Origin of the sequence: Micromonospora sp. DT43 (genome assembly GCF_049841645.1) — a bacterium.
Classification (GTDB): Bacteria; Actinomycetota; Actinomycetes; order Mycobacteriales; family Micromonosporaceae; genus Micromonospora.
Genome location: NZ_JBNCKR010000021.1, coordinates 80,609 through 102,273, shown reverse-complemented (window position 1 = coordinate 102,273; position 21,665 = coordinate 80,609). Strand labels below are relative to the sequence as shown.

Below are 21,665 nucleotides of genomic sequence, written 5' to 3'. Positions count from 1 at the left end.
AGGCCTCGCCACCAGCACCTCCACCACAACCAAGATCAGTTGCACTGAAGCCTAGAAACCACCCGGCGTGTCGTGGCGATAACTTCATGATCAACGGGGTTGGGCGGGGGAGGTGCAGAGGGGTGGAGGTGGGGGAGGTGCAGAGGGGTGGAGGTGGTTCGAGAGGGTGCGGAGGGTTTCGGTTGTCGCTATGGCGTCGCTGCGGGCGCTGCCGTGGCGGCCGTCGGTGCTGTAGAGGGTCGGGTCTGCTGTCAGCGGGTGGTCCGTCAGGTGCACGTGGATGGTGTGGTGGCGTTCGGCCAGCCTTGCCGTGTGTGTTGACAGGCGGCGCATTCGTTCGCCCAGGCCGGGCCGCAGCGCGTCGGGCACCGCCGGGCTGTGCGAGACGTCGAACATGCCTACGGTGATCACGTCCGCGCCGGCGTCCCGCAGCGCGGTGATCATCGCGGTCAGCTCGGCGTCCACCACGTCCGCGTCGTACTTCGGGTGGAAGGCGTCGTTGCCGCCGCAGACGACGAGCGCGAGGTCCGGCGCGAAGGCCAGCGCCGGGTCGAGCTGCTCGGCCCGCACCTGGTGCGCGCGCAGCCCGCGCCGACCCAGATTGCGGTACGCCAGCCCGGGGCGGGCGGCGTTCAGCTCGGCGGCCACCCGGTCGACCCACTGCACGTCCGGGTAGCCCGGGGTCGGCTCGCACATGCCCTCCACGACGCTGTCGCCGATCGCCACGAACCGCCGCCACGGGTGCCCGCGCAGCAGCTCGGCGGCCTCGCCGGGACGAAGGCAGTACGGATCCGTCGATTCGTCGAGCGTCGATGGCATGCCGGCACGCTAACCGACCGCCGCACCCACGGCCAGGCCCGGACAGCTGGTGTCGCCGGACGACGAACGAGGCTGTCAGTTGGCACTGTCGGATTGGCGTCGTCGATGCGCTGGGCCGGCGCGGTGGTGCGGCGCCCTGGCACGGACCGGCCACGATGACTGTGGGCCAGCCTCCCCGGGGTTGGCGTGTCGGTCCGAGGGAGGAGTCGGGTGCTCAGCTCGTTTCTACAGGCCCTGGCGAGCAAGCTGGTCGAGGCGATCCTCGGCAAACTGACCGAGTGGCTCGCGCCGAAGGCGCTGCGGGCCGTACCCCACCGGGCCTCGCCGAACTGTCCACGCTGCGGCGGGTACGGCGTCCGCCGGTGGGCGCCCGGCGCCATGGGAGTGGTGTTCCTGCTGTCGCTGCTGGCCTTCGCATGGGGCTTCGGGTTCACACTGCTCGGTGTGCCGGTGGTCGTGTTGGCAGTGGTCGGCGCGGTGGTGTCCGACGGCGTCGGCGGTCTGTGGCCCGCCCTGCTCGCGCCACTGGGCCTGCTGGTCCCCGGCGCGCTGATGGTCTCCGGAGCGTTCGGGCTGGCCTGGTATCACAGCTACCCGCCGAAGTGGTGTGCCCGCTGCCACGGCCGCTGGCCACGCCGCGACCGCGCCGAGTACCTGCGCGCGGCCCGGGAGTTGTTCACCTGCGGCTGCGGGCAGCGGCTGCGTGTGCCGGTCGCCGCCGGGGCGAAGCTGCGCTGCCCGAGCTGCAAGACCGAACACGCCACCCCGGCCCGAACCGGCCCCTGACGGGTTCGGGCCCGGCGACCGACGCGGCCCGGGCCGGCCGCCGACGGGTCGGCCCCGGCGGCCGACGCTCCCGGCGGGGCGGATCAGTGGGACACGGCGTGTTCGGCGAGCAGTTCGTCGAGCACCTGCCGGGCCCAGGCCGCCGTGGCCGGCGCCGGGGCGTCCAGAGTGATGAGCGCCTTCCACAGCGCCCAGCCGCGGGCGCGCGCCCAGGTGGCCGCGTCGACGTCGAGCGAGTCGCGGAACGCCGCCCGGGAGGCGCCGCGCAGCAGGGTCCAGGCGATCACGGTGTCGCAGGCGGGATCGCCGACACCGCAGCAGCCGAAGTCGATGACGGCGGCCAGCCGGCCGTCGCGGACCAGCAGGTTGCCGTCCGCGACGTCGCCGTGGAACCAGACCGGCGGCCCGTCCCAGGTGGCGTCGAGGGCGGCCTGCCAGATGTCGGTGACCACGTCGACGGGCAGCCGGTCGCGGTGCGCCTCGATCGCCGCCCGCGTCTCCGGGTCGTACGTGGACAGCGGGCCGCCGCGCCAGGCGCTGTGCGGGCCGGCCACCGGACCGTCGGTGGCGTCGACGGCGCGCAGGGCGCGCAGGAAGGCGGCCAGGTCGGTCGCGAACCGGGTGAGGTCCTCGATTCGCTCGGCGGTGGCGGTCCGGCCGTCGATCCAGCCGTAGACCGACCACGGGTACGGATAGTCCGCGCCGGGCCGACCGTGGGCCAGCGGAACGGGGATCTCCAGCGGCAGCCGCGCGCCGAGCCAGGGCAGCCAGCGCTGCTCCTTGGCGACCTGCGACGCGTACCCCTCGCCGCTGGGCAGCCGCACTGTCATGTCCTCGCCCAGGTGGAAGGTGCGGTTGTCCCAGCCGCCGACCTCGACCGGGCGCACCGGCAGCTCGGCCCACCGGGGGAACTGCTCGGCGACGAGTCGACGGACCAGACCGACATCGATGCGAGTGGCCGTCGCCTCATCGGTGTGCGGCACGTCGGGTACGGGCTGTGTGCTCATCCGCCCGAGCCTGCGGGCTCCGCTAGCCGCCCGCAACCGATTTGCGGGGCGGGCGGGCGACGGGGGCCGATGGTGCCGGCGTCTTCGGGTTGGACGTCCTGGCCACCAGTGGGAACGCGGTGACGAGCAGGCACGCCACGGCCATGGCCAGCAGCGCCGGGGTGAGCCCGAGCGCGTCCACCGACCAGCCGCCGAGCAGCGCGCCGACCGGCAGGCCCACGAAGGCCAGCGAACCGGCGATGCCGAGCACCCGGGTCTGCAGATCCGGCGGCACCCGTTCGTAGAGCGCCACCCCGAGCAGCGGGTTGACCGCCGCGATGCCGATGCCGGAAAGGAACGTCACCACGAGGACGACAGGCAACTCGTCGCTGATCGCGAGCGCGACCAGCCGGGGCGTGCCGGCGACCGTCGCCCCGAGCAGGAACGTCAGTCGGCCGGGCAGCCGAGTGCCGAGGGCGGTGAACAGCACGTTGCCCAGCAGCGCGCCCGCCGAGAACGCCGCCAGCACGAGACCGAGCCCGCGCGGGCCGTGCAGTTCCCGGGCGACCCAGAACGGGATGTAGACGGCCACGCTGGCGTTGGCGACCATGTTCAGCGCCGAGACGACCACGAGCATGCCCAGCAGTGGCCGGTCCCGACCGAGGTAGCCGAACCCGTCGCGCAGCGCGCGCAGGTAGCCGACCGGGGCGGTGGGCTGCGCCGGGGCGGCCGGCGGCCGCACCAGCAGACCGATGAGCAGCGCGCAGATCGCGAAGCTGGCCGCGTCGATGAGGATCGCTTCGCTCACCCCGAACGCGGCGATCAACAGGCCGCCCACGGCCGCGCCGAACAGTGTCACCACCCGACTCAACCCGTCGTACGCCGAGGTCAGGCGAATCAGTGGCACCCCGGCGGCCTCGGCTACCGGCCGGAACATGACGTGCTTGACCCGGTCGCCGATGCCGCGCAGCCCACCGGCCACCGCGACGAGCGCCACCAGGGGTGCGAAGCCCAGCCACGGGGTCAACGCGACGACCACCATGGCCACCGCGCTGCCCGCGTCGCAGAGGATGGAGGTGCGGCGCAGGCCGATCCGGTCCGCCCAGGGCGTGCCCAGAGCACTGGACAGCAGGTACGGCAGTGTCTCGGCGAACGCGACGAGGCCCATCTTGGTGGGGCTGCCGGTGGTGACCAGCACCAGCCAGGGGATGGTCACCACCGAGATGCGGGTGCCCAGGTTGGAGACCAGGTCCGCGCCGACCAGGACCACCAGTTGCCGGCGGGGCGTCACGCCCCGACCGCCGCCGCCCGGCGTGCGGCGTACCGCTCGCGCAGCGCCCGCTTGTCCACCTTCACCGACCGGTTCACCGGCAACCTGTCGACGAACTCCACAGCGGCCGGTGCCCACATCTCGTTGAGCTCGGCGGTCACCAGGTCGATCAGCTCCGTCCCGGTGACCGTCGCGCCCGGCCCGGTCACCACGTACGCGTACGGCACCTCGCCGACCGTCTCGTCCGGTACGCCGATCACGGCGGCGGCCCGTACCTGCGGGTGCCCGGCCAGCACGTCCTCGATGGGCCGGCAGAAGATCGCCCAGTTCCGCCGGGTCGTGACGATCATGTCGTGTGCCCGGTCGACCAGATAGAGGAAACCGTCGTCGTCGAGGTGGCCGATGTCGCGGGTACGCACCCAGCCGTCGACGAGGGTCTGCGCGGTCAACTCGGGCTGGCCGTGGTAGCCGGCGAAGCTGAGCCGGGTCCGCACCCACACCTCACCGTCGCGGCCCGTCGGCAGCACCGTGCCGTCGTCGTCGCGGATCTCGATGCGGACGTCGCCGTAGGGCCGCCCGCAGGAGCGCAGCCGCTCCGGGTGCTCCGGATCGTCGGTCAGCCCGGGCAGCGCGGTGATGACCACGGCCTCGCTGAGGCCGTACACGATGCGCAGCACCGGGCCGAACCGCGCGATGGCCTGGCGCAGCCGGGCGGGCGCGGCAGGCCCGGCACCCACGTTGAACATGAACATGGCCGAGAAGTCGGCGCCCACCAGCGCCGGGTGGTCCAGCAGCTCGTAGAGCATCGGCGGGGTGACGAAGGTGGAGTTGATCCGTTCCCGCTGCACGGTGGCCACGAACGCCACCGGGTCCCAGTCGTCGCGCAGGAACAGCACCCCGCCGGTGAACAGGTTGAACAGGGTGGTGATCTGGCCGCTGGCCAGCCACATCGGTGAGTGCGACAGGTGCCGCAGCAGCGGGAATCCGGCGGCCCGGAAATCGGCCGCGAGGGTGAGGATCTGGGCGTAGAAGCTCTCGGTGTGGTGCACCAGCTTGGGAGCGCCTGTGGTGCCGCTGGTCTGGAGGAACGACTCCGGCGCCGGCACGGATGCCGGCAGCTCAGTCGTCCCGGTGTCGGCGGCGGTGACGTCCGGGCCGGCACCGCCGGGGCCCAGGCAGCACACCGGTACGCCGGGCAGCGCGGCGGCCAGTTCCGGCCCCAGGCTGGCCGGGTCGCGGGCGTCGTAGACAAGCGCGTCGGGGCGGGCCAGCCGGATGAACTCGTCGACCTCCCGGCGGGCGGTGACCGGGGCGACCCACATCGTCCGGCAGCCGAGCAGGTGCAGAGCGAGCTGGAGCAGCGGCCCCTCCACCGCGTTCGCCACTGTCACCAGCACCGCCGCGCCGGGCCGTACGCCGTGTCGGGTCAGGGCCGCGGCCATCGCGCGTACCAGCGCGGCGGCCTCCGTGTACGTGATGCGGCGGTCACCACCGACGAGCGCCTCGCGGTCGCCGAAGTCGGCGAAGAGATCCAGTGCCCTGTCCACGTACGTCGTCGTGTGCCCGGGTCCGTCAGTCATTCGGCAGCCCCCATCCGAGAAAGCGGCGGCCCCGGGCCGCTTCCCGGTGACGAGACGACCGCACCGCCGCCGCCTGCGAGCCTAGGCCGGCGAGGACGGGGCGGGACCGGGTGAGAAGGGCGATCTGCCAGGCCCGGTGGACATTTGATCGCGTCGATCAGGTTGATTGACGCCCGTCATCGGCGGCGGCTAGGTTTCTGGACCATCGTCCAGGCGGAAGCTGTCAGCGGACGGCCCTGGGCTGCCACACGATGGAGGTTCAATGTCGACCCCGAAGAGATGGCATGTCGTCGCCGCGACCGCGGCGCTGCTGGTCACGGCCACACCCGCCGTCGTCGCCAGCGCCGGCGGATCCCCGACCGTCGCCGCCCGGCCGGACCGGGGCGAGTGGGCGGGCAGTTGGGCCGCCGCGGTGACCCGGGGCAACTCGGTCGGGTTGACAAACACCGGCCTGAACGACCAGAGCGTCCGGATGGTCGTGCACGTCTCGGTGGGCGGCCCGGCGGTGCGCGTACGGCTGAGCAACCTCTACGGCGAGCAGGCGGTCCGGGTGGGTCGTGCCACCGTGGCCCGGCCGAACACCGCTACCGTCGACGACGTCTCCGACATCGACCCGGCCTCGCTGCGCGCGCTGACGTTCACCGGCGCCGCCTCGGCCACCATGAACCGGGGCGCCGAGCTGCTCAGCGACCCGCTGACCTTCACCGTCGCGGACGACACCGACCTGGTGGTCACCCTGCACTTCCCGACACCGACCGGGCCGACCACCTTCCACGGGCAGTCCCAGCAGACCAACTTCATCGGCGCCGGTGACCTGACCGGGGCCGCCGACGGCACCGGGTTCACCATCCGACCCGCCTGCTGCTGGTTCTTCCTGTCCGGTGTGGACGTGCAGCGTAAGGCCAGCCCCGGTGCGCTTGTGGTGCTCAGCGACTCCATCGGCGACGGCAACGGCAGCACTGTCAACGCCAACCGGCGCTGGCCCGACCTGCTCTCCGACCGGCTGCTCGCCGACCGGCCGGACCGGCGCACCCCCGGTGTGCTCAACCTGAGCCTGGCCGGTAACCGCCTCAACCACGAGGGCACCGAGCCGGGCGCGGGCGACTACCCCGGCTACTTCCAGCTCGGCCCGAACGCCGCGGCCCGCCTCAACGAGGACGTCTTTGGCCAGACCGGGGTCCGCACGGTCGTCACGCACCTGGGCATCAACGACATCTGGATGTCCAACGACTCGCCGGAGGCGATCATCGCCACCCTCCGGCAGATCAACCAGCAGCTCCAGCAGCGCGGGCTGACCAGCCTGGCGGCCACGCTGACCCCGTACGAGGGGCACGGCGCCCCGGGTGTGTGGACGCCGGAGAAGGAGGCCACCCGGCAGGCGGTGAACGCGTACCTGCGGGGCAGCCGGGAGTTCGACGGGCTGCTCGACTTCGACCGGGTGCTGCGCGACCCGGCCCGGCCCAGCCAGTTGCTGCCCGCGTACGACTCGGGGGACCACATCCACCCGAACGACGCCGGCAACCAGGCGATGGCCGACGCCGTGCCGTTGCGGTTGCTCGGCCTGTGACACCGGCCCGGGGGCGGCGGCCGATCCCGCCGCCCCCGGGCGCCGACATCCTGGGGAGGAGAACGTCGTGACGGCGCAGGACCTGCTCACCGGCCTGTACAGCGAAGAGGGCCGCCAGAATCCGTACCCGTGGTACGCCGAACTGCACCGGCTGGGGCCGGTCAGCGCCGTGCCGCCGCGCGCCGAGCACCGCACGGTGTCGGCGGTGGCTGTCGGCTACGACCTGATCGACGGGCTGCTGCGCGATCCGCAGTGGACCAAACAGCCCCCGCCGGGCTGGGAGGACCACGAGATCCTGCGCACCTTCCAGACCTCGATGATGTTCATCAACCCGCCTGATCACACCCGGATGCGGCACGTGTTCTCCCGTACCTTCACCCCGCGCCGCCTCGGCGCGTTGGAGCCGGTGATCGTGCGGGTCGTCGACGAGCTGCTGGACCGGATGGCCGACGCCGGTGACGGTGTCGTCGACTTCGTGGCCGACTTCGCGTACCCCATTCCCGCCCTGGTGATGGCGGAGTTCATCGGCATCCCGGCGGCGGAGCTGCCCTGGTACCGGGACCGGGTGGAGCGCATCGACGAGTTCCTCGACGTGGCCGGGAAGACCCCGCAGCGGCTGGCCGCCGCGAACACCGCGGCGCAGGAGCTGCGGGCGTTCTACCGGGAGTTGCTGGCCCACCGCCGCCGCACGCCCGGCGAGGATCTGATCAGCGGCCTGGTGGAGGCGGTCGGCTCGGGCGAGGTGGAGCTGACCGAGGAGGAGCTGATCAGCAACCTGATCGTCCTGTTCAACGCCAGCTTCGTCACCACCGTCTACATGTTCAGCAACGGCCTGCCCCTGCTGCTGGACCACCCGGGGGCGGTCACCGCGCTGCCCACCGACGACGACCTCGCCCGGGGCTGCGTCGACGAGGTGCTGCGCCTGCAGAGCCCTGTGCACTTCCTCGCCCGGGCGGCGCCGGAGGACACCGTACTGGCCGGCGTGCCTGTCGCCCGCGACGACAACGTGCTCATCATCGTCGGGGCCGCCAACCGGGACCCGGCGCGGTTTCCCGATCCGGACGCCTTCGACCCCACCCGCCCCGGGCCGCCGTCGCTGGCCTTCGGGGTGGGCCTGCACTTCTGCCTCGGCGCGGCGGTGTCCCGGCTGGAGGGCCGCCTCGCGCTGCCCCGCCTGTTCGCCCGGTTCCCCCGGCTCGCGGTCACCGAGTCCCCGACGTACAGCGGCAGTCTCTTCCTGCGCGGCATCGACAAACTGCTGGTCAGCACCGGCGGATAGGAGACCCGCATGGCCCTGCACCCGGAGGTGGCGGCCTACCGGGCCGCCCGCGCCGCGGCCGGCACGCCGCCGCTGTACACGCAGACCCTCACCGAGGCGCGCGCCGCGGACCTGGCCGCGATCCGCGCCGGCGGCGGCGCGGTCGAGCAGGTCGCCGAGGTACGCGACGAGCGCATCCCCGGCCCCGGCGGGGACCTGCCGATCCGGCTGTACCGGCCGGCCGGGCCGGGGCCGCTGCCCACCCTGCTGTACTTCTTCGGCGGCGGGTGGACGCTCGGCAGCATCGACACCGCCGACGGCATCTGCCGACGACTGGCCAACGCGGTGGGATGCCAGGTGGTGACCGTCGGCTACCGACTGGCCCCGGAGCACCCCTTCCCCGCGGCGGTGCACGACTGCCACGCCGCCACCGTGTGGATCGCCGCGAACGCCCACCTGTTCGGCGTGGACCCGACCCGGCTGGCGGTGGGCGGGGACAGCGCGGGCGGGAACCTCGCCGCGGCGGTGAGCCTGCTCTGCCGCTCCGGCGGGCCCGCGCTCGTGGCGCAGCTGCTGGTCTATCCGAACACCGACGTCAGCGGCGAGCCGTCCGGCCCGGTCGACGACGACCCGGCGCTGTTCAACCGCCGGTCGGTGGCCTGGTACCGCACGCACTACCTGGCCGACCCGGAGCACTCTCGGGACCCGCTGGCGTCGCCACTGCTCGCCGACGACCTGGCCGGCCTGCCTCCGGCGCTCGTGGTCACCGCCGAGTTGGACCCGCTGTGCGCCGAGGGGCAGCGCTACGCGCAGCGGCTGCGCGACGCCGGTGTGCCCACCCGCCTCGACCACTATCCGCAGATGATCCACGGGTTCTTCGCCATGCCCGGCGTGTTCACCGACGGCAGGCGGGCGCAGGCGGTCGCGGCGGCGTTCCTGCGGGAACGCTTCGGGCTCCCGCCGCAACGCGACGAACCAGCCGCCGGCCAGGCGGACAACGGCCCGGCCGTCGCTGGTCCGGCCGACGTCGGTCCGGCCGACGCGGGGGTGCGCGGTGGCTGAGCCGGTGCTGGCCGACCTGCCGACCGGGGCGCCTGCGGTGACGTTCGCCGACTACGGGCAGCGGGCGCGGGCCGTGCTGGCCCCGGACGTGTGGGACTACGTCGCCGGCGGCAGCGCGGCCGAGGTGACCCTGGCCGCCAACCGGGCCGCGCTGGACCGGGTCGCCGTGCTGCCCCGGGTGCTGCGCGGGGGGCACGACGTGGATCTCGGCGCCCGACTGCTCGGCCGGCCGTACGCGATGCCCGTCGGGGTGGCCCCCATGGCGTACCAGCGGCTCGTACACCCGGACGGGGAAGTGGGCCTCGCGGCGGCGGCCGGCGCGGCCGGCGTGCCGTATGTGGCGAGCACGTTGAGCAGTACGCCGATCGAAGAGATCACCGGGGCCGGCGCGGAGGTCTGGTTCCAGCTCTACTGGCTGCGCGAGCGGGCGCTGGTCCGCGACCTGCTGAACCGGGTCGTCGCGGCGGGCTGCCACGCGCTGGTGGTCACCGTGGACGTTCCGGTGCTCGGTCGACGCCCGCGTGACCTGCGCAACGCGTTCCGCCTCCCGGCCGACGTGGTCGCCGCGAACCTGCCGCACGGCCGGGACGCGTTGGCGCACACCGGCGCCCCCGGCGTGTCCGGGATCGCCGCGCACACCGAGGCGTCGTTCGAGTCGGCCCTGCGCTGGGCGGACCTGGCCTGGTTGCGGGAGCACGTCGACCTGCCGCTCGTCGTCAAGGGGCTGCTGGATCCCCGCGACGCGATCGAGGCGGTACGGATCGGGGCGGACGCGGTGGTGGTGTCCAACCACGGCGGCCGGCAGTTGGACGGGGCGCCGGCGAGCGTCACCATGCTGCCGGAGGTCGTCGACGCCGTCGGCGACGGCGCTCAGGTGCTGCTGGACAGCGGCATCCGTGGGGGCACCGACGTGCTGCGGGCGCTGGCGTTGGGCGCGGCGGGTGTCCTGGTGGGTCGTCCGCTGCTCTGGGCGCTGGCCGTCGGCGGGCGGCGCGGCGCGCAGGACGCGTTGGCGGTGCTCGCCGCCGAGGTGCGCGACGCCCTGACCCTGGCCGGTTGCGCCGACCCGGCGGGGGCGGCCGAGCTGCGGACGCTCGGGGTGGGCTGAGCGGTGGCCGCGACCGAGCCTGCCGACCTGAGCGTCGCCGACCTGCACCCCGCGCTTGGTGACCCGGCGCTGACCTCGATGAACTTCCTCAACGAGGTGTCCGAACGCTATCCGGCGGCGGTGTCGCTCGCGGCCGGACGCCCGTACGAGGAGTTCTTCGACGTCGCGGCGGTGCACCGGCACCTGGACACGTTCCACAGGCACCTCGTCGACGAGCGGGGTCACACGCCCGAGCAGGCCCGACGGCTGCTGCTGCAGTACGGCCGGACCAAGGGCATCGTGCACCACCTCGTCGCCCGCAACCTCGCTGTCGACGAGGGGATCACCGTCGACCCGGAGACCGTCGTGGTGACCGTCGGCTGCCAGGAGGCGATGTTCCTGGTGCTGCGGGCGTTGCGGGCCAGTCCGGCGGACGTGCTGCTGGCGGTCGCCCCGACCTACGTCGGGCTGACCGGGGCGGCCCGGCTGGTGGACCTGCCGGTGTGGCCGGTCGCGGGTGGGCCGTCCGGGGTGGACCTGGATGACCTGCGGGCACAGGTACGCCGGGCCCGGGCGGAGGGCCGCCGGCCGCGCGCCTGCTACGTGCTGCCCGACTTCGCCAACCCGTCCGGGGTCAGCATCGACGTCGCCGACCGACGGCGGCTGTTGGCGCTGGCCGCCGAGGAGGACCTGCTGCTGTTGGAGGACAATCCGTACGGGCTGTTTCCCGTCGAGGACGGGCCGCGTCCGCCCACCCTCAAGGCGCTGGACACCGACCGTCGGGTGGTCTACCTCGGTTCGTTCGCCAAGACCGTGCTGCCCGGCGCGCGGGTCGGTTACGTGATCGCCGACCAGCGGGTGGCCGGGCCGGACGGTCGGGTCGGCCCGCTCGCCGACCAGCTCGCCATGATCAAGAGCATGGTCACGGTGAACACCTCGCCTATCGCCCAGGCGGTGATCGGCGGGCGGCTGCTGGAGCACGGGTGCAGCCTGGTGCCCGCGAACACCCGGGAGCGGGCCGCGTACGCCCGCAATCTGCGTCATCTCGTCGCCGGGCTGGCCCGGCGTTTCCCGGATTCGCCCGGCCGGCCGGCGGCGGTGCGGTGGACGGTGCCGGCCGGGGGGTTCTTCGTGGTGGTGACCGTGCCGTTCGCTGTCGACGACGCGCTGCTCGACCGCTCGGCGCGGGACTACGGCGTGCTCTGGACGCCCATGGCGCACTTCTACGACGACACGGCGCCGGTGTGCGCGCTGCGGTTGTCGGTGAGCGCGGTGACACCCGAGCAGATCGACACGGGGTTGGACCGGCTCGCCGCCCTCATCACCGACGAGCTCCTGCGTGGACGGTCATAATGGGCCGCATGGTTGCCTGGGAGTACGCCTTGCTCGTCCGCCGCTATCAGGGACAGGGCCGCAATTTCACAGTCTCGTTCGTCTGGTACGGGCCGGACGGATCGCGTAAGGACATCACCGCCTACGGCGACACGGCCATCGCGCACCTCAACCGGGCCGGCCGGGAGGGCTGGGAGCTGGTCTCGGCCGCCGAGGACGTGAACAACGTGCAGGGCAGCACCGAGGTCCACCGCTATCACCTCAAGCGTCCCCTGAACTGACCCCCGGCCGCCCGCCGGGGCGGTCACAACGGTGAGCGGTATACCGCGGAGTCATAGTTATGACGCCGCGGTATACCGCTCGTTGGGGCGAGTGCCGCCGACCGCTCGGCCGGCGCGACAGTCAGGCCAGGTCGATGGCCGGGTAGAGCGGGTACGGGGCCAGCAGGTCGGTGGCCTGGCGGGCGATCTTGTCGGCCAGGTCGGCGTCGAGCGTGTACTTCGCCTTGGACGGGGTGCCGTCGGCGTTGGCGCCGGCGGTGGTCTGGGTCAGCACGGTGTGGATCAGCTCCGCGGTCTGGTCCATCTCGGCGGTGCCCAGCCCCCGGGTGGTCAGTGCCGGCGTGCCGATCCGGATGCCCGACGTGTACCAGGCGCCGTTCGGGTCCTGCGGGACCGAGTTGCGGTTGGTGACGATGCCCGAGTCCAGCAGGGCCTGCTCGGCCTGCCGGCCGGTGAGCCCGTAGCCGGACACGTCGATAAGCACCAGGTGGTTGTCGGTGCCGCCGGTGACCAGCTTCGCGCCGCGGCGCAGCAGCCCCTCCGCGAGGGCCTGCGCGTTGTCGACGATCCGCTGGGCGTAGTCGGCGAAGTCGGGGCGGCGGGCCTCCGCGAGGGCGACCGCCTTGGCGGCCATCACGTGCGGCAGCGGACCACCGAGCACCATCGGGCAGCCCCGGTCCACCTGGTCGGCCAGCTCCGGCTGGCAGAGCACCATGCCGCCGCGCGGGCCGCGCAGCGACTTGTGGGTGGTGGTGGTGACGATGTGCGCGTGCGGCACCGGATCGAAGTCGCCGGTGAAGACCTTGCCGGCCACCAGGCCGGCGAAGTGCGCCATGTCGACCATGAAGGTGGCCCCGACCGAGTCGGCGATCTCCCGCAGGATCCGGAAGTTCACCTTCCGGGGGTACGCCGAGTAGCCGCCGACCAGGATCAGAGGCTTGAACTCGCGGGCCGCCTCGGCCACCCGGTCGTAGTCGATCAGGCCGGTCGCCGGGTCGGTGCCGTAGCTGCGCTGGTCGAACATCTTGCCGGAGATGTTCGGCCGGAAACCGTGCGTGAGGTGACCACCGGCGTCCAGCGACATGCCGAGCATCCGCTGGTTGCCCAGCTCGCGGCGCAGCGCGAACCAGTCGGCCTCGCTGAGGTCGTTGACCTGGCGGACCTGGGCCTTCTTCAGCGCGGGGGACTCCACCCGGTCGGCGAGCACCGCCCAGAAGGCGACCAGGTTGGCGTCGATACCCGAGTGCGGCTGCACGTACGCGTGCGCCGCGCCGAACAGCTCACGGGCGTGCTCGGCGGCGAGGGCCTCGACGGTGTCGACGTTCTGGCAGCCGGCGTAGAAGCGACGCCCCACCGTGCCCTCGGCGTACTTGTCGCTGAACCAGTTGCCCATGGCCAGCAGGGTCGCCGGGGAGGCGTAGTTCTCGCTGGCGATGAGCTTGAGCGACTCCCGCTGGTCGGTCAGCTCGGCGCCGATGGCGTCGGCCACCCGCGGCTCGACAGCCCGGATCACCTCGAGGGCGCTCCGGAATGCGGTGGATTCGGCGTTGTGCGACATGCGACCTCCAACAGACGTGCGGGAAGGCCCAGGCGCTCGGCAAACGTCCGTGTGACGGGGCCGCTCCCCGATGGTTATCCATCCCCACGCGCCAGTAACGGCCCGCGCCGATCCTACCGGGGTCGGCCGGGGCGGACCCGGCCGACCTACCGACGTGACACGCCGAGGTGGTTGGACCGCCCGTGGGAGGGCACTTCAGAGAGGTCTGCCGCACCCGTAGGAGAGGAGTCGACAACCATGACCACACCGACCACCGGCCGTCCGCTCGCACTTGTCACCGGTGCGTCCAGCGGAATCGGCTACGAGTTGGCCGTGCAGTTCGCCGAGCACGGCTTCGACCTGGTCGTCGCCGCCGAGGACGACGGCATCGCCGCGGCCGCCGACAAGATGCGCCGCGACGGCGGTGCCCAGATCCAGCCGGTCCGCGTCGACCTGTCCACCGAGCAGGGCGTCGAGGAGCTGGTGAGCGCGGTCGCCAGGACCGGACGTCCCCTGGACGCGCTGGCGCTCAACGCCGGTCGGGGAGCCGGCGGCGCGTTCGTCGGCGGCACCAACCTGCGCGACGAGTTGGAGATCGTCGATCTCAACGTGCGGTCGACCGTGCACCTGGCCAAGCGACTGCTGCCCGGCATGGTCGAGCGGGGCGCGGGCCGGGTGCTGTTCACCTCGTCGATCGCCTCCACCATGCCGGGACCGTTCCAGGCGGTCTACAACGCGTCGAAGTCGTTCGTGCAGTCCTTCGCCGAGGCGCTACGCAACGAACTGAAGGACACCGGCGTCACGGTGACCGCGCTGATGCCCGGCCCGACCGACACCGCGTTCTTCGAGCGGGCCGAGATGCAGGACACCCGGGTGGGCTCCGGGAAGAAGGACGACCCGGCCGAGGTCGCCGCGCAGGGCTTCGCCGCGCTGATGAAGGGTGACCAGACCGTCACCGCCGGCTCGCTGGTGAACAAGGTGCAGACGGCCGCCGGGAAGATCATCCCGGACAAGCTCAAGGCCGAGCAGCACCGTCGGATGGCCGAGCCGGGCTCGGGCGACTGATCCGCGGTACGCGACGAGGGGCCCGGCATCGCGCCGGGCCCCTCGTCAGGCGGTGGTGGGCTCAGGCCGTCACCGCGTCGCGTGCCTTCTTGATCGCCTTCGGCTGGGTGGGGGTACGCGGCGCGTCCGCGCGCAGCGCGATCATCTTCTCGCCGATCTCCTGGAGCTGCTTACGTCCCAACGCCTCGCGGACCTTCGGGAACCACTCCTCCTCTTCCTCCTCGACGTGGTGGGTGACGTTCTCGATCAGCACTGTCGTCTTGGCGTTGAAGCGCTCGTCGTCGGCGTCCATGGCGGCCAGTTCGAGGCAGAGCACGTCCGCGACGTGGTGTTCCTCGTACGACTCGAGGATGTCGTCCTCCAGGTCGGGCAGGAGCCGGCGGACCTCCGGGTACATCACCTCGTTCTCCAGGTAGGTGTGGACCGTGAGGGCCTCCAGGATCTGGTTCACCAGCTTCTGCCGCTTGCTCGCCGGCTGTCGCGTCCGCGCGAATCCTGCGAGTGTCCGGGAAAGGCCTGCGAGTGATCTTGCGAGCCGTCCGGAAAATCTTGCGAGTCACCCTTACATGCCGGGTTGGTGGCGCGATGCCGAGTTATCCGGGGTACTCCTCTGGAGCGCCGGCGCCAGCTCGCAACGGACGAATTCCCACTCCGGGCGCGTAGCGCCATACTGCTTCGATGCGCCTGTACCTGTCGTCGTTCCGTACCGGAGCGCATCCTGACCAGCTTGTCGCCCTAGCTGGCAACGGCCGGCGCACCGCCTTGATCCCGAACGCCCTCGACGGGCTTCCCACTGAGACGCGTGAGACCGGCCTGCGGCGCGACCTTGACGATCTCGAAGCGGTTGGCCTCGACGTCACGCTGATCGACTTGCGTGAGCCCGCCATGGTGTCCAGCCTCGCCACCTACGACATCGTGTGGGTCCGTGGCGGCAACGTTTTCGTGCTGCGCCGGGTCCTGGCCGACACGGGCGCCGACATTGTGCTGCTCGATCTGCTACGTCGCGGCGCGGTCGTCTACGGCGGCTACAGCGCCGGTGCCTGCGTCCTGGCCCCTGACCTGAACGGTCTGGAACTCGTCGACAACCCCGCCGCCGTCGCCGAACCGATCATGACCGGGCTTGGCCTGCTTGACCGCCCGTTCGTGCCGCATGTGCGTTCCCCCGGCCATCCGGAGACCGCCGCCTGTGACGCCGTGTCGGCCGCGTACACCAGCGCAAGGAGGCCACACTGGGCGCTGCGCGACGGTGAGGTGCTACTCGTCACCGAGAACCAGACACGACTGCTGCCTGTATAGCGCATCCGCAAGGTAGTTCCGGACGCCTTAGTTCGGAATCGTCCGGACCTACCTTGCGAGCCGCTGGTCACCGCCGTGATCATCCGCAACCTTGAGCCGGATGCGACGCCGGCCCCTCCTCGGCATCCTGGAAGGCCTTGAACAGACGGCGCATCTCCTTGTGGTCCTCTTTGAGCAGGACGATGGCATCGGTCGACACCGGCATGACCCCCCCTGAAAAGTCTCGGCTGGTGGGGTTCCGGTACCCCCACGCCGAACGGGGAAACAGGTGAAACCGCCTCAGACCGTCGCCAGGGTGCGCGGGATCTCGTCGAGCAGTTCCCGGGCCAGGAAACCGATCCGGCCATAGCGGGGGATCAGCCGCTGGCCGCTCACCGAGTGTGCGAACGCCCCCCAGCAGGCGGCCTGCGCCGGGTCGGCGCCCCGGGAGAGCAGCCCGGCCAGCAGGCCGGCGAGCACGTCTCCGCTGCCGGACGTGCCGAGCCCCGCGTCCCCGCTCTCCTCCCGCCAGCCGCGCCCGTCCGGGGCGGCCACGTGGCCGTAGAGCGAGACGACGGCCTCGTACCGGTCGGCCAGCTCGGCGGCCTCGGCGCCCAGGTCGTCACCCGGATCCCGGCCGAGCAGGTGCCCGGCCTCGGTGACGTTCGGGGTGAGCACCACCGGGCGGCCCGAGCCGACCAACAGCTTCGGCTCGTGGCTGAGCGCGCCCAGGGCGTACGCGTCGAGGACCAGCGGGGTGTGTTGCCCCGCCGCCTCCAGGACGAGATCCAGCAGCCGGCCCGTCTCGTCGATGCCCTTCAGGCCGGGGCCCAGCGCCACCACGTCAGCGGCGCCGACCAGCTCGCCGAGCTGGCCGTCCCGATCGGCGGCGACCGCGCCGTCGGAGGTCTCCGGCAGCCCGACCACAAGCGCCTCGGGCACCTGGATGCTCAGCGTGGCCGCGGTGGACTCGGCGGCGGCGAGCTGGAGCACCCCGGCGCCGGCGCGCAGCGCGGCCACCCCGGCGAGCAGGACCGCCCCGGGGGTGAAGCGGGACCCGCCGATCACGAGCACGGTGCCCCGGCTCTCCTTGCCGCCGGCCGGCACCGGCAGCGCCCAGTCCCGCAACAGCCCCGGCGTGATCACCTGAACCTCAGACCGGTTCGGCATGGATCTCGTCCTCCCTGGTCGGCTCGGCGCCCTGCCGGTGCAGGTGGCCGATCTCGTTGAATCCACCAAGCGTCAGCCGGCCGTCGTCGTCGGCGGTCCAGTCGGTGATCGAGCAGTTGGCGATCACGTGTTCGCGGGTCAGCGCCATCAGCTCCGGCTCGGTCAGCCCCTCCACCAGGTAACGCAGCAGGAAGACCAGCGCGTCGTGGCCGAAGAGCAGCACCCGCTGGCCCTCGTGGTCGCGGCGCAGGTCACCGAGCAGCGTTCGCAGTCGCAGCGCCACGTCGGTCCAGGCCTCACCGCCGGGCGGCCGGTAGTAGAACTTGCCCAGCCGGTCGCGGCGCTCGGCCTCGTCCGGAAACCGTCGGCGCACCCCGTGCCCGGTGAGGCCGTCGAGGATGCCCAACTCCCGGTCGCGCAGCCGCTCGTCCCGGCTCACCGGCACCCCGGTGCCGTGCAGCGCCAGCTCGGCCGTGGACACCGCCCGCAGGTACGGCGAGACCACCGCCACGTCCGGGCGCCGGTCCTCGGGTAGCCCGGCGAGCCAGCGGCCGGTCGCCCGAGCCTGCTCCTCGCCGGTGGGGGAGAGCGGCACGTCGGCGTCGCGGTGGCTGAGCCCGATCAGCTCCGCGCCGTCAGCCTCGGCCCGGGTGGCCGCCACGTTCGCGGTGCTCTCCCCGTGCCGGATGATCCAGAGCGTCGACAGTTCCGCCATGCCGACCCCCTACCCGGGCGCCGCACCGCGTAACCGCGCCTTGGTCGGCTGGGGGCGGCAGCGCGCCAGGCTGGTCCGGCCGGTCGCCCCCGGGCCGGCGTCCCACGCCGTACCCTCTGGGGCGTGGCCACGGCGGCGGAGGAGATCCGGGTGGGGGAGCGGCTGGTCCGCGTCTCCAGCCCCGACAAGCCGTACTTCCCGGAGCGCGGGCTGACCAAGCTGGACGTGGTCCGCTACTTCCTGGCTGTCGGCGACGGCATCCTGCGCGCGCTGCGGGACCGGCCGACCATGCTGGAACGCTGGCCGCGCGGCGTCTTCGAGGGCGCGACGATCGCGACCCGGCAGACCAACCGCGGCGACGCGTTCTATCAGAAGCGGCTGCCGGCGGGCGCGCCCGACTGGGTGCGGACGGCGCACATCACCTTCCCCAGCGGCCGGACCGCCGACGAGGTCGCGCCGAGCGAGCTGGCAGTGGTGATCTGGGCGGCCAACCTGGGCACCCTGCGTTTCCACCCGTGGCCGGTGTCGGCCGCCGACGTGGAACGCCCCGACCAGCTGCGCATCGACCTCGATCCGATGCCCGGCGTCGGCTTCGAGCAGGTGGTGCCGGTGGCCCGGGAGGTGCGGGCGTTCCTCGCCGAGCTGGGCATGACCGCCTATCCGAAGACCACCGGCGGCAGGGGCCTGCACGTCTATCTGTCGATCGAGCCGAGGTGGAGCTTCGGCGAGTGTCGCCGGGCGGTGCTCGCGCTGGGTCGGGAAATGCAGCGCCGGCTGCCGGAGCTGGTGACCACGACGTGGTGGCGGGAGCAGCGGGACCGGCCGGTCTTCGTCGACTACAACCAGATGTCGCGCGACCACACGATGGCCTCGGCGTACTCGATTCGGCCGACCCCCCGGGCGCTCGTGTCGGCCCCCTTGGACTGGGCCGAGCTGGACGACGCCCGACCGGAGGACTTCGACGTGCTCACCGTGCCGGCCCGGTTCGCCGAGCGTGGCGACCCGCACGCCGGCCTCGACGGTGACCGGCACTCGCTGGAGCCCCTGCTGGAGCTGGCCGACCGGGAGGGCCTGGAGGCCCCGCCCGAGCGGTGAGCCTCCCGCCGGACGTAGCTGTCACAGCCCGGCGATCACCGGCTTGAGCGCGGCGCCCACCCGAGGTGCGAGGGACGCCGAGTAGGTCGCGGTCAGGTGGTGCGCGTCGCGCCAGACGAGGACGCCTCCGATGACGGGGGCGCAGCGGTCCGCGGGGCAGATCCAGTCGTTCAGGTCGACCAGACGGACGCCGTCGAGGCCGTCGGCGGCCTCCTCCTGAGCGGGACCGCCTCCACGGCCGAGGGCCTCCTGCCGGGGAGTGGCGCACTTCGTCAGGCGTTTCGGGTTCTTGGACACGCACTCGGCGATGTCGGTGAGGTGCAGCGGCGTGTCCCGCAGCACCACCACCGGAATCTTCTCCCCGACCATGCCGCTCCACGTCTTTCTCATCTCGCGGGCCATCGCGGACCGCCCCGGCTCGCCGTCGACCGGATACTCGGCGTTGGTGACGACCAGGAGGTCGGGCCGGTTCCCGCCGAGCAGCCCCTCCCGTACCTTCCGGTTCCACTCGGTGCAGGAGGTGTAGGGCCTGTCGTTCTGGGTGATCTCCGCCGTGAGGAACGGGCAGCCGGACTTGGTGTAGGTGGCGAGGCGCCAGCCGTTCGTCTCCGCTGCGCGCCGCATGGCCGGAACCCAGTGGTCGGCGTGCGAGTCGCCGACGAGCGCGATCGTGGTCGCCGCGTTCTGGTTGCCGTAGACGCACACCTCGGGCGTCGAGGATTCCACCGACACGTGGCAACTCTTCGTCGTCAGGAACGACGGTGCGTCGCGCGCCGCCGTCACCGGGTTGGGGGTGATCGAGTCGACCCGGTCGACTGGTAGTCCGGCCGGGCTGGTGCGGGGCGAGGAGCCGAGAGCCGCGGCGCCGGGCGCCGCCGGTGGGGCCGCCTGCGTGCTGGCGCCGGGCACCTGGCCCATGATGACCGACGAGGCGGGGGTCGGGTTGTCCGTCGAGGGAATGGCCAGTTGGAACGCCAGGCCGGCCAGCGCGGCCGCGCCGGTGCACACGGCGCCGACGCGCAGGGCGACGGCCGGCTGGTCGGTGAGGGTCCGGGACCGGCGTACCGGATTCTCGACGAGGTGGTACGTCAGCGCGGCGGGTACCGCCGAGACCGCGACGACAGCGAGCGCGGCGCCGACGCCGAGGTCGCCGAACTGCGCCTGCGCGGCGATCAGCACCGGCCAGTGCCACAGGTAGAGCGAGTAGGAGATCCCGCCGACGTAGCGCAGGGGTTGTCTGCCGAGCAGGAGGGCGGGCCCGGCGCGGCCGGCCGCCGGTCCGAACGCGAGAACGGCGGCGGTACCGACTGTGGGGCCGAGCGCGGCGTACCCGGGGAAGCCGGCCGTCGAGCCGATCAGCACGGCCGACGCGCCGACGGCGAGCAGCCCGGCCCAGGCGAGGAGTACGGCCACCAGGCGCGGAGATCGGCTCAACCGCGTCGCCGTGACGGCGACGGCGCCGCCGAGCGCCAGCTCCCACATCCGGGTGGTGGTGACGTAGTACGCCGACGGGTCGGTCGGTGAGGCGTACAGCGCCCAGGCGAACGACGGGACCGCGATCAGGGCGAGTCCGAGCAGGTAGAGGCCGCGGTGCCCGCGTCCCCGACGGCGGGCGAACCAGCCGAGGGCGAGCAGCAGCAGGGGCCAGACGAGATAGAACTGCTCCTCGACGGCGAGGGACCAGAAGTGCTGCGCGATGCTCGGGGCGCTGTTGGCGGCGACGTAGTCGACGGACTGCCCGGCCATGCGCCAGTTCATGGCGTAGCAGGCGCTGGCGATGACGTCCCAGGCCGTCGTGGACCAGCGGCCGCGAGGAAGGAAGAAGTAGGTGAGCACCAGCGTGGCGACGAGCACCGTCGCGGCGGCGGGTAGGAGGCGCTTCGCCCGCCGGGCGTAGAAGGTGGCGAGTGAGAGGCGCCCACGGTTGTCGAGTTCGTCGAGCAGCAGGCCGGTGATGAGGAAGCCGGAGATCACGAAGAACACGTCCACGCCGACGAAGCCGGCGGGCAGGTGCGGCACTCCGGCGTGGCCGAGGAGCACCAGCAGTACGGCCACCGCCCGCATGCCCTCGATGTCCCCGCGGAAGGAGCGCGGGCCGGCGGGCGTCGATGTCGGCGCGGGCGGTGGCGGCGGGGTGGCGACGACCCTGGCCTGTGTCCACAACTCGTTTGCGATAGCCACGTCGCGGAGCGTACGGGGGATTTATTCCCTAAACCGGCCGATCAGGGTATTTGTCATCTGGTTCGTGTTATGGCGCTACTGCCACGGGCTCTGTCTCCCGTCGAACTCCTCGAAGACCAACCACGACCGCGTCGACAGGACTCCGGCGATGCGCTGCACCCGATCCAGCACCACGTCCCGCAGGGCGGCGTTGTCCGGAGCCCGGACCAGGGCCAGCACGTCGTGCTCGCCGCTGAGGAGCGCGACGTGCTCGACGTAGCGCACCCGGGCCAGCTCGGCCGACACCTCCCGCCAGGTGTTCTGCTCGATCGTCAACGCCATGTACGCCGACGTGCCCAACCCGGCAGCCTCGGGCGCCACCTGCGCCCGGAAGCCCGTGATCACGCCGTCGCGCAGCAGGCGCTCCACCCGGGCGTACGCGTTGGTGCGCGAGATGTGGATCCGCTCGGCCAGGGTGCGGACCGACGTCCGCCCGTCGCGGACCAGCTCGTCCAGGATCCGCCTGTCGACCTCGTCCAGAACTCGGGCCGATCGTCCCGATCCGGTTGGCCCGCCCGCTGCGTCTCCGGTCTCCTGGCTCACCTACGTGCCTCCCGCAT

19 protein-coding genes, 2 pseudogenes and 1 riboswitch are annotated in these 21,665 nt (G+C 72.5%); of the genes and pseudogenes, 10 read left to right on the top strand and 11 right to left on the bottom strand.

Features of this window, described 5'->3' with window-relative positions; genetic code table 11:
• Nucleotides 1-90 precede the first annotated feature (90 nt).
• Nucleotides 91-819: an SGNH/GDSL hydrolase family protein gene (locus tag ACLQ26_RS31615; RefSeq protein WP_425748023.1), complete on the bottom strand. Its 729-nt coding sequence runs from the start codon at nucleotides 817-819 to the stop codon at nucleotides 91-93.
• Between the two features lie 210 nt (nucleotides 820-1,029).
• Between ACLQ26_RS31615 and ACLQ26_RS31610 the strand changes: the two genes are divergently transcribed.
• The gene (locus ACLQ26_RS31610) at nucleotides 1,030-1,605 is read left to right on the top strand and encodes a hypothetical protein (RefSeq protein ID WP_425748022.1); all 576 of its coding nucleotides are present in this window, start codon (nucleotides 1,030-1,032) and stop codon (nucleotides 1,603-1,605) included.
• A gap of 83 nt (nucleotides 1,606-1,688) precedes the next feature.
• On the opposite strand, the gene ACLQ26_RS31605 is transcribed toward ACLQ26_RS31610, so the two are convergent.
• The 3 genes from ACLQ26_RS31605 to ACLQ26_RS31595 are packed head-to-tail and all read right to left on the bottom strand — an operon-like array spanning nucleotide 1,689 to nucleotide 5,441.
• Nucleotides 1,689-2,612: an aminoglycoside phosphotransferase family protein gene (locus tag ACLQ26_RS31605; RefSeq protein WP_425748020.1), complete on the bottom strand. Its 924-nt coding sequence runs from the start codon at nucleotides 2,610-2,612 to the stop codon at nucleotides 1,689-1,691.
• 22 nt (nucleotides 2,613-2,634) lie between these two features.
• Entirely contained in the window at nucleotides 2,635-3,882 is a 1,248-nt protein-coding gene (locus ACLQ26_RS31600; RefSeq protein WP_425748019.1) for an MFS transporter, read from the bottom strand.
• Nucleotides 3,879-5,441, bottom strand: coding sequence for an AMP-binding protein (locus ACLQ26_RS31595; protein ID WP_425748018.1), 1,563 nt, complete (start codon nucleotides 5,439-5,441; stop codon nucleotides 3,879-3,881). Before ACLQ26_RS31595 ends, ACLQ26_RS31600 begins: the two co-directional genes overlap by 4 nt.
• A gap of 262 nt (nucleotides 5,442-5,703) precedes the next feature.
• Here ACLQ26_RS31595 and ACLQ26_RS31590 point away from each other — a divergent pair, with 262 nt between their 5' ends.
• From ACLQ26_RS31590 to ACLQ26_RS31565, 6 genes and pseudogenes are all read left to right on the top strand, one after another.
• Nucleotides 5,704-7,008, top strand: coding sequence for an SGNH/GDSL hydrolase family protein (locus tag ACLQ26_RS31590; RefSeq protein WP_425748017.1), 1,305 nt, complete (start codon nucleotides 5,704-5,706; stop codon nucleotides 7,006-7,008).
• A 67-nt stretch (nucleotides 7,009-7,075) separates the two neighbouring features.
• On the top strand, nucleotides 7,076-8,287 hold the full coding sequence (locus ACLQ26_RS31585; protein ID WP_425748016.1) for a cytochrome P450: 1,212 nt from the start codon (nucleotides 7,076-7,078) through the stop codon (nucleotides 8,285-8,287).
• A 9-nt stretch (nucleotides 8,288-8,296) separates the two neighbouring features.
• Nucleotides 8,297-9,217 (top strand): annotated as a pseudogene (locus ACLQ26_RS31580) (alpha/beta hydrolase); the annotation flags it as partial.
• A gap of 118 nt (nucleotides 9,218-9,335) precedes the next feature.
• The gene (locus ACLQ26_RS31575; RefSeq protein WP_425748027.1) at nucleotides 9,336-10,436 is read left to right on the top strand and encodes an alpha-hydroxy acid oxidase; all 1,101 of its coding nucleotides are present in this window, start codon (nucleotides 9,336-9,338) and stop codon (nucleotides 10,434-10,436) included.
• Between the two features lie 3 nt (nucleotides 10,437-10,439).
• Entirely contained in the window at nucleotides 10,440-11,768 is a 1,329-nt protein-coding gene (locus tag ACLQ26_RS31570; protein WP_425748015.1) for a PLP-dependent aminotransferase family protein, read from the top strand.
• A complete protein-coding gene (locus ACLQ26_RS31565) occupies nucleotides 11,768-12,028 on the top strand; it encodes a hypothetical protein (RefSeq protein ID WP_007460594.1) in 261 nt (86 codons plus the stop codon). The genes ACLQ26_RS31570 and ACLQ26_RS31565 overlap by 1 nt, the downstream gene beginning before the upstream one ends.
• Before the next feature lie 121 nt (nucleotides 12,029-12,149).
• Here the strand turns inward: ACLQ26_RS31565 and ACLQ26_RS31560 are convergent, their stop codons facing one another.
• Entirely contained in the window at nucleotides 12,150-13,586 is a 1,437-nt protein-coding gene (locus tag ACLQ26_RS31560; protein WP_425748014.1) for a glycine hydroxymethyltransferase, read from the bottom strand.
• A 19-nt stretch (nucleotides 13,587-13,605) separates the two neighbouring features.
• A riboswitch (ZMP/ZTP riboswitch) is annotated at nucleotides 13,606-13,695 on the bottom strand.
• A 128-nt stretch (nucleotides 13,696-13,823) separates the two neighbouring features.
• On the opposite strand from ACLQ26_RS31560, the gene ACLQ26_RS31555 reads away from it, so the two are divergent.
• Nucleotides 13,824-14,630, top strand: a complete 807-nt coding sequence (locus ACLQ26_RS31555; protein ID WP_425748013.1) for an SDR family NAD(P)-dependent oxidoreductase — start codon at nucleotides 13,824-13,826, stop codon at nucleotides 14,628-14,630.
• A 61-nt stretch (nucleotides 14,631-14,691) separates the two neighbouring features.
• On the opposite strand, the pseudogene ACLQ26_RS31550 reads toward ACLQ26_RS31555, so the two are convergent.
• Nucleotides 14,692-15,147: pseudogene (locus tag ACLQ26_RS31550) on the bottom strand (hemerythrin domain-containing protein); the annotation flags it as partial.
• Nucleotides 15,148-15,308: 161 nt separating this feature from the next.
• On the opposite strand from ACLQ26_RS31550, the gene ACLQ26_RS31545 reads away from it, so the two are divergent.
• Complete coding sequence (locus ACLQ26_RS31545) at nucleotides 15,309-15,926, top strand: Type 1 glutamine amidotransferase-like domain-containing protein (protein ID WP_425748012.1); 618 nt, start codon at nucleotides 15,309-15,311, stop codon at nucleotides 15,924-15,926.
• A 79-nt stretch (nucleotides 15,927-16,005) separates the two neighbouring features.
• Here the strand turns inward: ACLQ26_RS31545 and ACLQ26_RS31540 are convergent, their stop codons facing one another.
• The 3 genes from ACLQ26_RS31540 to ACLQ26_RS31530 form a co-directional block, all read right to left on the bottom strand.
• Entirely contained in the window at nucleotides 16,006-16,131 is a 126-nt protein-coding gene (locus ACLQ26_RS31540; protein WP_425748011.1) for a hypothetical protein, read from the bottom strand.
• A gap of 74 nt (nucleotides 16,132-16,205) precedes the next feature.
• On the bottom strand, nucleotides 16,206-17,075 hold the full coding sequence (locus ACLQ26_RS31535) for an NAD(P)H-hydrate dehydratase (RefSeq protein WP_425748010.1): 870 nt from the start codon (nucleotides 17,073-17,075) through the stop codon (nucleotides 16,206-16,208).
• Nucleotides 17,059-17,790, bottom strand: a complete 732-nt coding sequence (locus tag ACLQ26_RS31530) for a histidine phosphatase family protein (RefSeq protein ID WP_363688086.1) — start codon at nucleotides 17,788-17,790, stop codon at nucleotides 17,059-17,061. The genes ACLQ26_RS31535 and ACLQ26_RS31530 overlap by 17 nt, the downstream gene beginning before the upstream one ends.
• 123 nt (nucleotides 17,791-17,913) lie before the next feature.
• Between ACLQ26_RS31530 and ACLQ26_RS31525 the strand changes: the two genes are divergently transcribed.
• A complete protein-coding gene (locus ACLQ26_RS31525) occupies nucleotides 17,914-18,885 on the top strand; it encodes a DNA polymerase domain-containing protein (RefSeq protein WP_425748009.1) in 972 nt (323 codons plus the stop codon).
• 21 nt (nucleotides 18,886-18,906) lie between these two features.
• Here ACLQ26_RS31525 and ACLQ26_RS31520 read toward each other — a convergent pair whose 3' ends face one another.
• Together ACLQ26_RS31520 and ACLQ26_RS31515 are read right to left on the bottom strand one after the other, a co-directional pair.
• Nucleotides 18,907-21,066, bottom strand: a complete 2,160-nt coding sequence (locus ACLQ26_RS31520) for an acyltransferase family protein (protein WP_425748008.1) — start codon at nucleotides 21,064-21,066, stop codon at nucleotides 18,907-18,909.
• 75 nt (nucleotides 21,067-21,141) lie between these two features.
• Nucleotides 21,142-21,648 carry an Lrp/AsnC family transcriptional regulator gene (locus ACLQ26_RS31515; RefSeq protein ID WP_425748006.1) on the bottom strand — a complete coding sequence of 169 codons (507 nt, stop codon included), beginning with the start codon at nucleotides 21,646-21,648 and terminating at the stop codon, nucleotides 21,142-21,144.
• Nucleotides 21,649-21,665 lie beyond the last annotated feature (17 nt).